A 13871-nucleotide genomic window follows, 5' to 3' on the forward strand; every position below is an offset into this window, starting at 1 on the left:
CGCCGTGCCGCTCTCGTGGGTGGCGCGGCTCTTTGTTTGCTGCCACGAGGGGTCATGGCAGACACGATCCTTATCGACGATTTCTCCGACACAACGGGGCCGTGGCGCTTCTTCACCGATCAGGTGATGGGCGGGGTTTCGACGGGCGAGGGCCGTGTCGCCACAGAAGGCGGCGTGCGGTTCCTGCGGCTGACAGGCACTGTCAGCACGAAGAACCGCGGTGGCTTTATTCAGGCGCGGCGCGATCTGGACGCGCCACTGCCCGAGGATGCAAGTGCCCTGAGGATCAGGGTGCGGGGCGACGGAGAGACATATTTCATACACCTGCGCACGCGCGCCACGGCCCTGCCCTGGCAATATTATCAGGTGGCGTTCCGCGCCGCGAGGAACTGGCAGGAGATCACCCTGCCCTTCACCGCGTTCAAGCCATCCGGCCGGCTGTTGCCCGGCACACCGCGACCCGAGCGCGTGACCAGCGTGGCGCTTGTCGCTTATGGGCGAGACCATGAGCCGGACGTTTCGCTCGCGCGGGTCGAAGCGGTCTGATCAGGAAAACTGTTCGCGCAGCAACCGTTCTTCAAGCCCGTGACCGGGATCGAATAGCAAGCGGTGCTCGACCGAGGGCTCCGAGCGGACCTCGACCACGGTCACGTTTTCGATCCACTTGCTGTCGGCATCGGCCATGACTGGGCGTTTCTCGGGGTTCAGGACGTCGAACCTGACATGGGCGGTCTTGGGAAGGAGCGCCCCACGCCAGCGCCGGGGACGAAATGCCGCAACCGCCGTGAGCGCCAGCACATCCGAGCCGATCGGCAGGATCGGACCGTGAGCCGAGTAATTATAGGCGGTGCTGCCCGCTGGCGTGGCAACAAGCGCGCCGTCGCACACCAGCTCGTCGAGCCGCAAGCGCCCGTCGATGGTGATGCGCAGTTTGGCCGCCTGGGGCCCTGCGCGCAGCAGAGAAACCTCGTTGATCGCCAGCGCCTCATGCGTGCTGCCGTCCTGGCGTGTCGCGGTCATCGCCAGAGGGTTTATCACCTCTTCCTGCGCTTCATCCAACCGGTCAAGTAGGTCTGACTCACTGTATTCATTCATCAAAAAGCCGACCGTGCCACGATTCATGCCGTAAACCGGAACGCTCAGGTTATGCTTGTCATGAAGGGTCTGGAGCATGAAGCCGTCGCCGCCAAGCGCCACGATCACCTCGGCTTCGGCCTCGGGGACGTTGCCGAACCGGGAGATCAAAGCCCCGCGCGCGGTCTGCGCCATGGGCACATCGCTGGCGACGAAAGCGATCCGTTTCTTGCTGGTCATTGGGACATACATCCAAAAGCATGACTGGACCCGGATCGAAGCACACTTTAACGACGCACACCAGCAATGCCGGCGACAAGGCGGCTTTTGTCGCTTTACAACCTTTAAAACAGTCTAGGTTTCCGATAGGAAATCTAACAAAACCTCTTGGACGGAGAAGAATTCATGGCACATGACGGAAATCAGTCGTTTGTTTCGGAAGGGTTTTTTACCGAATCGCTCGCAACGCGCGACCCTGACCTGGCCAAGGCCATCAGCCAGGAACTTGGCCGTCAGCGTGAGGAGATCGAACTGATCGCCTCGGAAAACATCGTGTCTGCGGCGGTGATGGAAGCCCAAGGCAGCGTGATGACCAACAAATACGCCGAAGGATATCCGGGCCGTCGTTACTATGGTGGCTGCCAGTTTGTGGATATCGCCGAAGAACTGGCCATCGAGCGCGCGTGCAAGCTCTTCAATTGCGGGTTCGCCAACGTGCAACCCAATTCGGGAAGCCAGGCCAACCAAGGCGTGTTCCAGGCCCTGCTGAAGCCCGGCGATACCATTCTTGGCATGAGCCTTGACGCCGGTGGGCACCTGACCCACGGCGCGGCCCCGAACCAGTCGGGCAAGTGGTTCAACCCGGTTCAGTACGGCGTGAAGCGCGATACGCTCGAAATCGACTATGACCAGATCGCGGAGCTCGCAAAAGAGCACAAGCCGCAGATGATCATCGCCGGCGGTTCGGCCATCCCGCGCCAGATCGACTTTGCCAAATTCCGCGAGATCGCCGACAGCGTTGGTGCCTATCTGCTTGCAGACGTTGCACATTTCGCCGGCCTTATCGCGGCGGGCGAGTATCCGAACCCGTTCCCGCATGTGCATGTCGCCACGACAACGACGCACAAGACCCTGCGCGGCCCACGCGGCGGCATGATCCTGACCGATGACGAGGCAATGGCCAAAAAGTTCAACTCGGCCATCTTCCCCGGCATTCAGGGCGGCCCGCTGATGCACGTGATTGCCGCCAAGGCCGTGGCTTTTGGCGAGGCGCTGCGCCCCGAGTTCAAAACCTACCAGCAGCAGGTGATCCGCAACGCGCAGGCGCTGGCCGATCAGCTCCACAAAGGCGGTCTGGACACCGTGACACACGGCACCGACACCCATGTGATGCTGGTGGACCTGCGCCCCAAGGGCGTGAAGGGCAACGCCACCGAAAAGGCGCTCGGACGGGCGCATATCACCTGCAACAAGAACGGTGTGCCGTTTGACGACGAAAAGCCCACCGTCACAAGCGGCATCCGGCTTGGCACGCCTGCCGGCACGACGCGCGGTTTTGGTGAGGCCGAGTTCCGCCAGATCGGCGACTGGATCAACGAGGTGGTCGACGGGCTGGCGGCGAATGGCGAAGAGGGCAATGCCGCCGTCGAGGAGAAGGTGAAGGGCGAAGTCGAGGCGCTTTGCAAGAAGTTCCCGCTCTACCCGAACCTATAAGCCATTACGAAATCAAGAGAAAACCCGCGCGGCAGGCCTGCGCGGGTTTTTTCGTGCGCGGGTTTTAGACGAGGCCCTGCCAGCGCAGGATCAGCACCAGAAGCGCGATCAGAACCAGCAGATTGAAGACCAGACCACCGGCCCAGCCAAGGATCTTGCCCTTGCGCCGGTCCTTTGGATCGACCTCGGACAGATGCGCCTCTAGCGCGGCGAAGGCCTTGGTAACGCGAGGAAAATCGACCTGACGCGCGAGGCCGGGATGGGTCAGCTTGTGCTCTGCCTCGGTCAGGATGGCGGCCTCGGCGCGCAAGCGGCGCGGCAAAAGACGCCCGGCGCGGCGCAGACGGGCCGACAAGCTTTTGCCCTTGAGGCCGAGCTTGGACTGCAACAGCGCCTCCAGCTTGGCCGCGCGCGCATGAAACTCTTTTGTATCAATCACTTGGCTGTCCTCATGCCTCGGCAGATTAGGCAGGTGCGGGGCAAGTTACAATGCCCTCTGGCCAGCTTTGCGCCCGCGCGGTATGTCTGGACCATGCTGAACACGATCCTGCAATCCTCCGAGTCGCCAGCCACCAACCTATTGATCGCGCACGGTCTTTACGGCTCGGCGCGGAACTGGGGCGTGATCGCCAAACGCCTGTCCGACCGGGGGCCGGTGATCGCCGCGGATATGCGCAACCATGGACTAAGCCCTTGGTATGACACGCATTCCTATCCCGATATGGCCGGGGATCTGGCCGAGGTGATCGAGGAGGAGATGACCGCGCCCGCCGATGTGCTGGGCCATTCCATGGGCGGCAAGGCGGCGATGGTGCTGGCGCTGTCGCGGCCGGAGCTGGTGAACCGGCTAATCGTGGCAGATATTGCGCCTGTGGGCTATAAGCACACCCAGATACAGTATATCGACGCGATGCGGGCGGTGAATCTGAGCCAGATCGAGAAACGCTCGGACGCGGAGGCGCAACTGGCCGATCACGTGGAGGACAAGACGCTGATGTCGTTCTTCACGCAATCGCTGGACCTGAAGGAAAAACGCTGGCGGCTGAACCTGGACGTGCTGGCGCGGGACATGCCGAAAATCCTTGATTTTCCAGAGGTTAGCGGCACGTTCGACGGGCCCGTCCTGTTCCTGTCAGGGGCCAAATCGGACTATGTGCGGCGCGAGGACCGGGACCTGATCAAGGGGCTTTTCCCCAACGCGCAATTCGCCAAAATCCCCGGTGCCGGGCATTGGCTGCATGCCGAGCAACCCCGCGATTTCGAGGCGGCGGTGCGGGCGTTTCTGGACGGGCACGCCGACCCCTGACGCACCGGGTGCGTACGGTGGGGTAAGGGCCCTTTTGTACAAAATGGAGCAGGTTTTCCGGGACCAGAATCCATTTTGTACAAAAATCAGGAGGCCCCCATGGAGACCGGAACACCGCTCTGCCTGCCCACGTCCGAGGCGCGGGCGAAACTGTCGGAGATCATCACCAAGGTTCAGGACCCGAGGGCGTCGGTGATCCTGACGCGCCACGACAAGCCGGTGGCGGCGGTGGTGTCGATGGAAGAGCTGCGGCGGATCTGGTCGGCGCAGGAGGTGGAGGCGATGCTGGCGAACCGGACGCCCCTGGAATGGGTGACGGCGGGGATCCGGCGGAGCGGGAAGACGACACCCTTCGCGGCGGCGGAAGAAGTGCGCCGCGTGCAGATGGACCGCAAGGCGGAACGCGCGCTGCTGGCCCACGCGGGGCTGGCGCCGGTTGAGGGCGGGGAGCTGGGTGTCGAGGTGGAGGAGGTTCAGGAGGTGGTGAAGCGGAAGGGGTGGTGGGGGTGGCTCGGGAATGTATGAGAATACATGCTCCGCAGTGAGTAAATAAAAGGCATTCAACTTAATAAAACACGATCACTCGTTACTTTGAACAGTAGGGACTTTCACGCACGCACTAAAGGTTGAGAAAATTAAAATTTTGGTGGGAACGTAGAAATACTTTATAGTATCCAATTCTTGTCATTATTAGACAATATGGATTCCCGATGCTCTACTCTTCAACTCCTACACCCGCGCCTTCCTGATTAAGCTTACCACGGTTTTCAAGTATGAAATTTGCATTAGGAATTTGTAAGACGTTTCCATTTTCTAAGGAAAATACTGCGCCCTCACTATTGCGAAACAACAAAGAAATTTTCTCAAAGTTATACGAAGCACCGCTCAACAACGTTACCTCAATATTCTTTTGATGCTCAGCTCGCGAAAAACCAGCCCAACTACCAATTAGGAAAATTATAGTCACCGCATAATTCATCAAGAATTTTTTTGCATTAGCCATAAAAATCTTTAATACTAACTTGCCTCGCCCAAAAAGAATTTTTTTTATTCTACGAGGATTTTCAAAGATACTCGTTCTGGTAGGGAGCCACCAGAGAAAAAACAGAAAGAGCAGTCCCAATAGACTCAGAAGCGTCGGCAGGTTCCCAAAAGCTGCAGTTGGTGCAAGAAATAGCAAAACCATAAATGGCAAAGGAACTATCAAAATAGTTGCGTCATGTTTATCCGCTATAAGCCCAGAAAACATTTCAGCAAGACTACTCTTTGCATAGAATTCAGATGTGGCGTAGCGTAAAATGACCACGTGACAAAATAAAGCCATTGAGGTCGCCAGGCCCGCATGAAAAGCTAAGTTTGAAATGACAACGACGTCTGCAAGAAGTAAAGCATTGAACCCGGCAGCATAAAAGAACCCAATGACATAGGAAATTGTAAAGTTCAGCCAAGCAGAAAGCGCAAGCCATATTACAGGCTTGAGCCATTGAGCTGAAAATAGCTTCGGGCTGCTTTCTACCTCAGCCAACTTACCTCAGTTGTCCATTTTCAGGGCGCTGATGAACGCTTCCTGCGGGATATCCACCTTGCCGAACTGGCGCATCTTCTTCTTGCCCGCTTTCTGCTTTTCCAGAAGCTTCTTCTTGCGGGTGATGTCGCCGCCGTAGCATTTCGCCGTCACGTCCTTGCGCAGGGCCGAGAGGGTCTCTCGCGCGATGACTTTGCCGCCGATCGCCGCCTGGATCGGGATCTTGAACATGTGGCGCGGGATGAGGTCCTTCAGCTTCTCGCACATCGCACGGCCGCGCATCTCGGCCCGGTCGCGGTGGACCATCATGGAGAGCGCGTCGACCGGCTCGTCATTCACAAGCACCTGCATCTTCACCAGATTGTCGGTGCGGTAGCCTTCGAGCTGATAGTCAAAAGAGGCATAGCCCTTGGTCACGGATTTGAGCCGGTCGTAGAAGTCGAACACCACCTCGTTCAGGGGCAGGTCGTAGACCACCATCGCGCGGGCGCCGGCATAGGTCAGGTCAAGCTGAATGCCGCGCCGGTCCTGGCAGAGCTTGAGCACGTCGCCGAGGAATTCGTCGGGCACGAGGATGGTGGCCTTGATCCGCGGCTCCTCGATATGGTCGACATGGGTCATGTCGGGCATGTCGGCGGGGTTGTGCAGGTCGATCTTGGTGCCGTCCTTCATGAAGACGTGGTAGATCACCGAGGGCGCGGTGGTGATGAGCTCGATATCGTATTCGCGCTCGATCCGGTCGCGGATGACCTCGAGATGGAGAAGCCCCAGAAAGCCGCAGCGGAAGCCGAAGCCGAGCGCGGCGGAGCTTTCCATTTCATAGGAGAAGGAGGCGTCGTTGAGGGCGAGCTTGTCTATGGCGTCGCGCAGGTCTTCGAACTGGGCCGAGTCCACCGGGAAGAGGCCGCAGAAGACGACCGGCACGGAGGGTTTGAAGCCTGGCAGCGCCTTGGCGCAGGGCTTTTTCTCGTGCGTGATGGTGTCGCCGACGCGGGTGTCGCGGACCTGTTTGATCGAGGCGGTGATGAAGCCGATCTCGCCCGGACCGAGGCTGTCGACGACGGTCATGGCGGGGCGGAAGACGCCGATACGCTCGACATTATAGACAGCGCCGGTCTGCATCATCTTGATGCGGTCGCCCTTTTTCATGCGCCCGTCCATGATGCGCACGAGGACGACGACGCCGAGATAGAGGTCGTATTTGGAATCCACCAGCATCGCCTTCAGCGGCGCGTTTTCGTCACCTTTAGGGGCCGGCAGGTGGTGCACGATGGCCTCGAGCGTCTCACGAATGCCCTGGCCGGTCTTGGCGGAGACGGGGATGGCGCCGCTCGCGTCGATGCCGATCACGTCCTCGATCTGCTCGGCGACGCGGTCCACGTCCGAGGCGGGCAGGTCGATCTTGTTGAGGACCGGGATAAGCTCGTGATCAGCGTCGATGGCCTGATAGACATTGGCGAGCGTCTGGGCCTCGACGCCCTGGGTGGAGTCCACCACCAGGAGCGAGCCTTCGACGGCGCGCATGGAGCGGGAGACCTCGTAGGCGAAGTCCACATGGCCGGGCGTGTCGATGAGGTTGAGGACATATTGCTCGCCGTTCTGGGCGGTGTAGTCGATGCGGACGGTGTTGGCCTTGATGGTGATGCCGCGCTCGCGCTCGATATCCATGGAGTCGAGCAGCTGTTCCTTCATGTCCCGTTCGGCGACCGTGTCCGTCATCTGGATCAGGCGGTCGGCGAGCGTGGATTTCCCGTGGTCGATATGGGCCACGATGGAGAAATTGCGGATATGGCTGAGCGGTGTCATGGTTGGCGTTGTATGTCGAGAATTAGAGGGTTTGTCGAGAGGCCATGTCGAGCAGTTATGTCGACCTTTTGGGTTTAGATCATGGACCCTATGGCAGGAGTAGTTTCTACCTTAGTCTTCGCTACGCAATTAGCGTTTTTCCATGCGCATTCAATCGTGACGACTACGCCGGAGATCAGCTTGCACGTCTTCAAAATGCAAGGCTACTGATGGCAACTGTCCTCGACGCGCGAGACATGGTTCAACGCAACCAAGGCTCTGAAAATATAAATGTCTGTGCGGACCTTACTAATTTAAAACTCAGAGAACACTTGGAAAGCCTCGTCAAAGGTACGATCGACGACGCTGGGCGTTCATGGCGCCAATTTAGAGAGGGTCATGAGCACTTCCCCACGTCTGCGAGCCGGCTAGAATTATCCCCTCTCAAAGCAACCTACAGTTCCAGCTTGGCACTGCGGGAAGATCCCGTCAGCTTGGGTGGTGACTTTATCTTCTTTGACAGCGAGTTCTACGCTCTTGAAAACCAAGACCTAACAAGACCATTTAGACGACCCGGCAAAATAGAATTTCTTTGGACGGAGCTCACTAGCGAGACCGAGGCATCCGACGGCGTGAGCCACCTTCGTAGTACAGCTCAGGAGTTCGTGGATAGGCATAACGCTGACCCGGACGATATTTGGTCCTTCTGGCGCAACTGGTATCAAGGCTTCTTAAATGAAATACCGCTCAACTGGGAGCTTCAGCGGCGAGTAGCGTTGATCGCAGATGACATCTGGGAAGCCGGGCCAGCGGCGGTGGCCGAGGAGATCGCGCGGATCGAGGCGGCGTATGAGGTGGAGAAACGCGCCTCGGAGTTGGAAGAAAGCGCCTATCCACATTCCGACCTTAGATCCGTGCGCGGTATGGGGGACAACAATCCGCCTTCGCCGATTGACGATGCGCTCAAGACTTCTGACGGCGTGACGATCATCTGGGCCGCTGCGCATGAGCTGAAGGAGGAGGCGCAGGCCGCAAAGCCGGACAAGGCGCGGATCGAAAAGGCACTGGGCGCCATTCTGGGTGTCTTGAAAGCTTGCGGATTATGGGCGGCAAAAAAAGTAGACAGCGGTTTGCAAGCTGCCGTTATCGCAGCGGGTGGTGCAGGCGGCGTTGCCGGTGTCGGCTGGATCACGCAGAACAGTGACGAGATTGTGGGCCTTGTTGAGGCCGTCCAAAAATGGCTGCCGTTTCTTCAATGAGTCTTGAGGATGTCGCAGCGGTAGGTCGGCAAAATGCCCACCCTACAGGCTGACGCGACAACTTTGGCTTGCGCCCTATATTCTTTCTCACCAAAAGGAGGCGCAGATGCACAATCAGACGACACTGACCGGCGTACAGATCACTGGCACCGTGCAGGGCGTGGGGTTTCGGGCCTGGACGCAGGACGAGGCCACGGCACGCGGGCTGCGGGGCTGGGTGAAGAACGAGGAGGATGGCTCGGTCCGCGCGGTCCTCTCCGGACCGGAGGACGCCGTGGCGGACATGCTGCGCGCGCTGGAAACCGGCCCGGCGGCGGCAGAGGTTACGGCCGTCCTGCCCGAACCGGCGGAAGCCCCCGAGAATACCGGGTTCGAGATCCGGCGCTGACGGGCCGCGTTTCGCATTGACCCCGGCGGTGGATCGGGCACGATGCCGCCACACGCAAGGCGAGAGGCGCGATGGGAACCCCGGCGACGTTCTGGAACAAACGGGCCAAGGCCTATGCCGCGAGCGCGGTGGGCGACGCGGATGCCTATGAGGCCACGCTTACACGGGTGCGCGCGCATCTGAGCCCCGAGGACCGCGTGCTGGAACTGGGCTGCGGCACCGGGACGACCGCGCTGCGGCTGGCCGATGCGGTGGCGCAGATCGACGCCTGGGATTACGCTGAAGAGATGATCGCCATCGCCGAGGGCAAGCCCGAGGCGGCGGACGCGCCGGTCGCCTTTCACACCGGCGGCATCGAGGCGGCGGTGGCGACAGGGCCCTATGACGTGGTGATGGCCTTCAATCTTTTGCACCTTCTGGACGATCTCGACACGGCGCTGGCCGACATCCATGGCGCCGTACGACCGGGCGGGCTTTTCATCTCGAAGACATTCTGCGCGCCCGAGCGCGGCGGGCCGTTGCTTTACCGGGTGATCCGGCTTGCCCTGCCGGTGCTGCAGCTTCTGGGCCTTGCGCCGAAGGTGGTCTTTCACCGGGTGGCCGAGCTTGACGCGGCGATCGGGCGGGCGGGGTTCGAGATTGTCGAGACCGGAAACTATCCCGAGGCGCCGCCCCGGCGGTTCGTGGTAGCGCGGCGGCCGGGATAAGCCCGGGGGCCATTGCCGCTGGGCCGGCGCAGGCTAGGTCTTGGGGCCCAACGCAACGAGGCGGGCCCATGCAACTTCTCGGATTATACGGCGTCACGGTGGTGATGTTCTTTGCGCTCGATTTTCTCGGGCTGCGTTATCTGGTCGGCCCGCTCTTTCAGCGCCACGTGGGCGATCTGCTGCTGGAAAGCTTTCGCGCCGGGCCGGCGCTGGTGTTTTACCTCTTTTACGTGGCGGGGCTTGTCTGGTTCGTCTCGTGGCCCGCGCTGCGCGGGGATGGGGTGGGCGCGGCGGCGCTCAATGGCGCGATCCTGGGGGCCATCGCCTATGGCACGTATGAATTCTCGAATTACGCCACGCTCAAGGCCTGGACCTGGCAGATGGTCGCGACGGATCTCGCCTGGGGCACGGTGCTGACCGCGGTGTCGGCGGCGGCGGGCGTGGCGGTGATCCGCGCGCTGGGCTGAGCAGTGGGCTGAGCCCCGCCGCCCGGCTTGCCACGGCCCGGCGGGATCCCTACCCTGCGCGTGACCGTCCGAAGAAAGGCCCCTTGATGCGTGTCCTGACCGCCAGCCTTGCCGCGGCCCTGATCGCGGCGCTTGCCGCACCTGCCCCGGCGACCGAGATCACCGCCACGCTGGGACCTGCGCCCGTGCTGGGCGGCGGCAGCTATTCCACCGGCGGCGGCCTCACCGTGGCGGTCGAGCCGCGGCGCACAGCCGACGGGCATCTCGCGATTTGCGGGGTCTGGGCCGAAAGCCGGCGTCTGCCCGGGCATGCGCGGGGGCGCGCGCCGGAGGTGCTGCAGACCGGCTCCATCGCCGTGGATGGCGTGACGGTGCTCTCAAACCTGCGCTTTCTGCAAAAGACCGCCCCCGCCAAGAGCTATTCTGGCGCGCAGGCCGGGTGCCGGGTGACGGCGCGGCAGTTCACCGGCGCGGAACGGCTTGAGGTGCGGATCCCGCGCCAGGTCGTGATGCGGGACCGTGGCGGGCTGAACCTGCGCTTCGGCGCCGCCGAGCGGCCCAACCCGGCGCTTGGCGCGGGCTCGCTTCTGCCCGAAAGCTGGACGCATTGGGGCGGCTGAGCCGCGCTACATCATCCGTTTGCCGGGCGGATCGAAGGGCAGGAATTCCACCGCGGATTGCTGCACCGGCGCCGGGTAGAGCTTCATCAGGTCGAGGATTTCCGACGGCATGCCCACGGTGATGGGCAGGCCGAGCTCGGTCGCCTCGGCCGGGGTCAACGCATAGTCATGCGTCCAGCGGCCAGAGGCGAGCGTGTCGGCCAGCGCGCAGGCCTTGTCGCGCGGCAGGCGGGGCGTCATGATTTCGACGGCGCCAGCCTTGACCTGCGCGATGGCCTTGTCGCTGACATCGGCAAGAACAAGGGCCACGTCCGAGACATGTTCGACCGGCTTGGCGTCGCGCGCGGCGACGATGGAGGCCGCCGAGATGCCCATGATCTGCGGATCGATGGGGCCCAGCATCGAAAACTCGCCCATCACGATCTCGTCTGCGGCCAGCGCGATGAGCGTGCCGCCCGACATGGCGTAGATCGGCACGAAGACGGTAACGCGGGCGGGATGCGCCTCGACCGCGCGGGCGATCTGCATGGCGGCCAGCACCAGCCCGCCGGGCGTGTGGATCACGAGGTCGATGGGCGTGTCCTTTGGCGTGGCCTTGATCGCGCGAATGATCGATTGCGCATCCTCGAGATCGATCATCCGGCTGACATTCATTCCGAAAAGGCTGCGCTTTTCCTGGCGGTGGATCATGGTGATGACCCGGCTGCGGCGCGATTTTTCGACCGCGCGGATCGCCTGTTCGCGGCGAAAGGCGAAAAGCCGCCCGGCCAGAAGCGGCTGCAGCACGATCACGAGGAAAACCAGGAAGATGAGGTTCGAGAAGGTGAATTCCATGACCGCCTGTTTTCCGTGCCGATGCGCCGCAATGCGTTCAGTTTCGCAGGGCCCGGCGATGTTGTGAATTGAAAAAACGCGCCGGATCGGCCAAGGATACACGCAGGCAAGAGAGCCGCGCGAAGGGACAGAAGGGACAAACCCCACCCATGGCCGCGCGGCACCCCGGGCGAATGAGGCAGAGATGAAACAGCTGATCGTGATCGCGATGATCCTGACCGTGGCGGCCTGCGGGCAGCCCGAGCGCTTGAAAAGCAGCGGCGGGCCGGTGAGCCGCGGCATGCCCATGGCCTTCGGGCCGATCTCCAAGGCCTGCATGGCCTCGGACCGCAAGCGGCGCTCGCGCGAGCTTTGCGGCTGCATTCAGGCGGTGGCCGATGACACGCTGAGCTTTGCCCAGCAGCGCCGCGCGGTGGGCTTTTACCGCAACCCGCATGAGGCACAGGAGATCCGGCAAAGCGACCGCGCCCGCGACGAGGACTTCTGGACCGCCTATCGCGCCTATGGCGATCAGGCCGAGCGGCAGTGCAGCTGAGCCCGCATGAGCCCCCTGCGCCATGGGCCGGCCCCAAAGGGCGCGCGGGGCCGGCGGCGAGATGACCGGCGCGCGCGGCACGCGCGCCCCTTCGGATCTGCGTGACCTTATGCCTTGAGCCGGTAGCCGCGCCGGAACATCAGCCACGCCAGAACGCCGACCGCGAGCGTGGAGCCAAGCACGATCACGAAACCCAAGCGCGGATCGGAATCCGAGACCCCGATCATGCCGAAGCGCACCCCGTCGATCAGGTAGAAGACCGGGTTCACGTGGCTGACCTCGTAAAGCCCGGGCGGCAGCGCCTCGACCGAGTAGAACGTGCCCGAAAGGAACGCCAGCGGGGTGACGATGAAATTGGTGATCGCCGCCATCTGGTCGAACTTGTTGGCGAAGATCCCCGCGATCATGCCCAGGGCCCCCAGAAAAGCCGCGCCGATCACCACGAAGGCCAGCGCCAGAAGCGGGTGCGCCGGCACCAGCCCCAGGAACACGAAAAGCCCCAGCGCGATGGCCACCGCAACGAAGACGCCGCGGCCCACCGCCCCGGCGAGATAGCCCAGCACCAGTTCCAGCGGCGCCAAGGGCGGCATCAGCGTGTCGACGATATTGCCCTGCACCTTGGAGATCACGATCGAGGACGACGTGTTGGCAAACGCGTTCTGGATCACCGTCATCATCAGGATGCCCGGCGCGATGAAGGTGGTGAAATCCACGCCCATGACGTCGCCCCGGCGCGGCCCGATGGCGATGGAAAAGATCACCAGAAAGAGCCCGGCGGTGACGAGCGGCGCCATGAGCGTCTGGGTCCAGACCGCCAGAAAGCGCTGCATCTCGCGCGCGGCCAGCGTGTAGAGCCCCAGCCAGTTCACCCGCCCGAAGCGGCGTGCGCCCATTTCCGTCATGTCCTGCATCATGTCCCTTCCTCTGACCTTGCGTCTTTGCCTTGTAACTGACAGGTCAGTGATTAGAATAGAAGCCTGTTGAAATGATCCCGTGCCGCCAAGCTAGAGCGGCGCGATGAGACGGAAAGGTGGCTCATGTCCTGGAGCGACGAGCGCGTTGAACTTCTGAAGAAAATGTGGGGCGAAGGCCAGTCCGCGAGTCAGATCGCCAAGGAGCTGGGCGGCGTGACGCGCAACGCGGTCATCGGCAAGGTGCACCGGCTGGGCCTGTCGAACCGCAACGGATCGGGCGGCGGCGCCGCCGCGTCGGACGGCGGATCGAAGGCCAAGGCGAAAGCGACGGCCAAGCCTGCCGCGCCCAAGCCCACGCAGAAGCCCGCCAAGCCCGAAACCCCGCGCGCCGAACCCGAGAAGACCGAGACCGAAGAGGCCAAGCCCACCGCAGCGCAGGCCCGGGTCAAGGCGATCATCCCCGCCGGACAGCCTCTGCCGCCACAGCCTTCGGCCAACGAGATCGATCCCGAAGCGCTCAAGAAAGTGAGCGAGATCGAGAAGAAGGCCAAGAAGCTGAGCCTGATGGAACTGACCGAGCGGACCTGTAAATGGCCCGTGGGCGACCCCGCGACGCCGGATTTCTGGTTCTGCGGTCTGCCGGTGCAATCGGGCAAGCCCTATTGCGAGGCGCATGTGGGCGTGGCGTTTCAGCCGATGAGCGCGCGGCGCGACCGCAAACGCTAGGGCCAAGGCCGCGCTGAA

17 protein-coding genes are annotated in these 13871 nt (G+C 61.9%); 11 read left to right on the forward strand and 6 right to left on the reverse strand.

Features of this window, described 5'->3' with window-relative positions:
- Positions 1-54: 54 nt before the first annotated feature.
- On the forward strand, positions 55-546 hold the full coding sequence (locus EZV60_RS14260) for a CIA30 family protein (protein ID WP_135506264.1): 492 nt from the start codon (positions 55-57) through the stop codon (positions 544-546).
- Here EZV60_RS14260 and EZV60_RS14265 read toward each other — a convergent pair whose 3' ends face one another.
- Positions 547-1314, reverse strand: coding sequence for an NAD kinase (locus EZV60_RS14265; protein ID WP_135506265.1), 768 nt, complete (start codon positions 1312-1314; stop codon positions 547-549).
- Between the two features lie 165 nt (positions 1315-1479).
- Here EZV60_RS14265 and glyA point away from each other — a divergent pair, with 165 nt between their 5' ends.
- A complete protein-coding gene (gene glyA, locus EZV60_RS14270) occupies positions 1480-2787 on the forward strand; it encodes a serine hydroxymethyltransferase (protein ID WP_135506266.1) in 1308 nt (435 codons plus the stop codon).
- A gap of 64 nt (positions 2788-2851) precedes the next feature.
- Here the strand turns inward: glyA and EZV60_RS14275 are convergent, their stop codons facing one another.
- Positions 2852-3226, reverse strand: coding sequence for a hypothetical protein (locus EZV60_RS14275; protein ID WP_135506267.1), 375 nt, complete (start codon positions 3224-3226; stop codon positions 2852-2854).
- A gap of 93 nt (positions 3227-3319) precedes the next feature.
- On the opposite strand from EZV60_RS14275, the gene EZV60_RS14280 reads away from it, so the two are divergent.
- Complete coding sequence (locus EZV60_RS14280; RefSeq protein ID WP_135506330.1) at positions 3320-4093, forward strand: alpha/beta fold hydrolase; 774 nt, start codon at positions 3320-3322, stop codon at positions 4091-4093.
- 99 nt (positions 4094-4192) lie between these two features.
- Positions 4193-4618 (forward strand): type II toxin-antitoxin system Phd/YefM family antitoxin, encoded by a 426-nt coding sequence (locus EZV60_RS14285; RefSeq protein ID WP_135506268.1) that lies wholly within the window; start codon positions 4193-4195, stop codon positions 4616-4618.
- 190 nt (positions 4619-4808) lie between these two features.
- On the opposite strand, the gene EZV60_RS14290 is transcribed toward EZV60_RS14285, so the two are convergent.
- Positions 4809-5618 carry a hypothetical protein gene (locus EZV60_RS14290; RefSeq protein ID WP_135506269.1) on the reverse strand — a complete coding sequence of 270 codons (810 nt, stop codon included), beginning with the start codon at positions 5616-5618 and terminating at the stop codon, positions 4809-4811.
- 6 nt (positions 5619-5624) lie between these two features.
- Positions 5625-7424: a translation elongation factor 4 gene (lepA, locus tag EZV60_RS14295; RefSeq protein ID WP_135506270.1), complete on the reverse strand. Its 1800-nt coding sequence runs from the start codon at positions 7422-7424 to the stop codon at positions 5625-5627.
- A gap of 209 nt (positions 7425-7633) precedes the next feature.
- On the opposite strand from lepA, the gene EZV60_RS14300 reads away from it, so the two are divergent.
- The 5 genes from EZV60_RS14300 to EZV60_RS14320 all read left to right on the forward strand — a co-directional run bounded on the left by EZV60_RS14300 (position 7634) and on the right by EZV60_RS14320 (position 10844).
- The gene (locus EZV60_RS14300; protein WP_135506271.1) at positions 7634-8662 is read left to right on the forward strand and encodes a hypothetical protein; all 1029 of its coding nucleotides are present in this window, start codon (positions 7634-7636) and stop codon (positions 8660-8662) included.
- A 106-nt stretch (positions 8663-8768) separates the two neighbouring features.
- Positions 8769-9050, forward strand: coding sequence for an acylphosphatase (locus tag EZV60_RS14305; protein ID WP_135506272.1), 282 nt, complete (start codon positions 8769-8771; stop codon positions 9048-9050).
- A gap of 71 nt (positions 9051-9121) precedes the next feature.
- A complete protein-coding gene (locus EZV60_RS14310; RefSeq protein ID WP_135506273.1) occupies positions 9122-9757 on the forward strand; it encodes a class I SAM-dependent methyltransferase in 636 nt (211 codons plus the stop codon).
- A gap of 68 nt (positions 9758-9825) precedes the next feature.
- Complete coding sequence (locus EZV60_RS14315) at positions 9826-10224, forward strand: DUF2177 family protein (protein WP_135506274.1); 399 nt, start codon at positions 9826-9828, stop codon at positions 10222-10224.
- Between the two features lie 86 nt (positions 10225-10310).
- The gene (locus EZV60_RS14320) at positions 10311-10844 is read left to right on the forward strand and encodes a hypothetical protein (protein WP_135506275.1); all 534 of its coding nucleotides are present in this window, start codon (positions 10311-10313) and stop codon (positions 10842-10844) included.
- A 6-nt stretch (positions 10845-10850) separates the two neighbouring features.
- Here the strand turns inward: EZV60_RS14320 and EZV60_RS14325 are convergent, their stop codons facing one another.
- Positions 10851-11678: an SDH family Clp fold serine proteinase gene (locus tag EZV60_RS14325; RefSeq protein WP_135506276.1), complete on the reverse strand. Its 828-nt coding sequence runs from the start codon at positions 11676-11678 to the stop codon at positions 10851-10853.
- A 184-nt stretch (positions 11679-11862) separates the two neighbouring features.
- On the opposite strand from EZV60_RS14325, the gene EZV60_RS14330 reads away from it, so the two are divergent.
- Entirely contained in the window at positions 11863-12213 is a 351-nt protein-coding gene (locus tag EZV60_RS14330) for a hypothetical protein (protein WP_245306314.1), read from the forward strand.
- 107 nt (positions 12214-12320) lie between these two features.
- Here the strand turns inward: EZV60_RS14330 and EZV60_RS14335 are convergent, their stop codons facing one another.
- Positions 12321-13127 carry an ABC transporter permease gene (locus tag EZV60_RS14335; protein ID WP_425353572.1) on the reverse strand — a complete coding sequence of 269 codons (807 nt, stop codon included), beginning with the start codon at positions 13125-13127 and terminating at the stop codon, positions 12321-12323.
- A gap of 123 nt (positions 13128-13250) precedes the next feature.
- Here EZV60_RS14335 and EZV60_RS14340 point away from each other — a divergent pair, with 123 nt between their 5' ends.
- Positions 13251-13853, forward strand: coding sequence for a GcrA family cell cycle regulator (locus EZV60_RS14340; protein WP_135506277.1), 603 nt, complete (start codon positions 13251-13253; stop codon positions 13851-13853).
- The last annotated feature ends 18 nt before the right edge of the window (positions 13854-13871 follow it).

The organism is Roseovarius aestuariivivens (assembly GCF_004761875.1).
Lineage (GTDB): Bacteria > Pseudomonadota > Alphaproteobacteria > Rhodobacterales > Rhodobacteraceae > Roseovarius > Roseovarius aestuariivivens.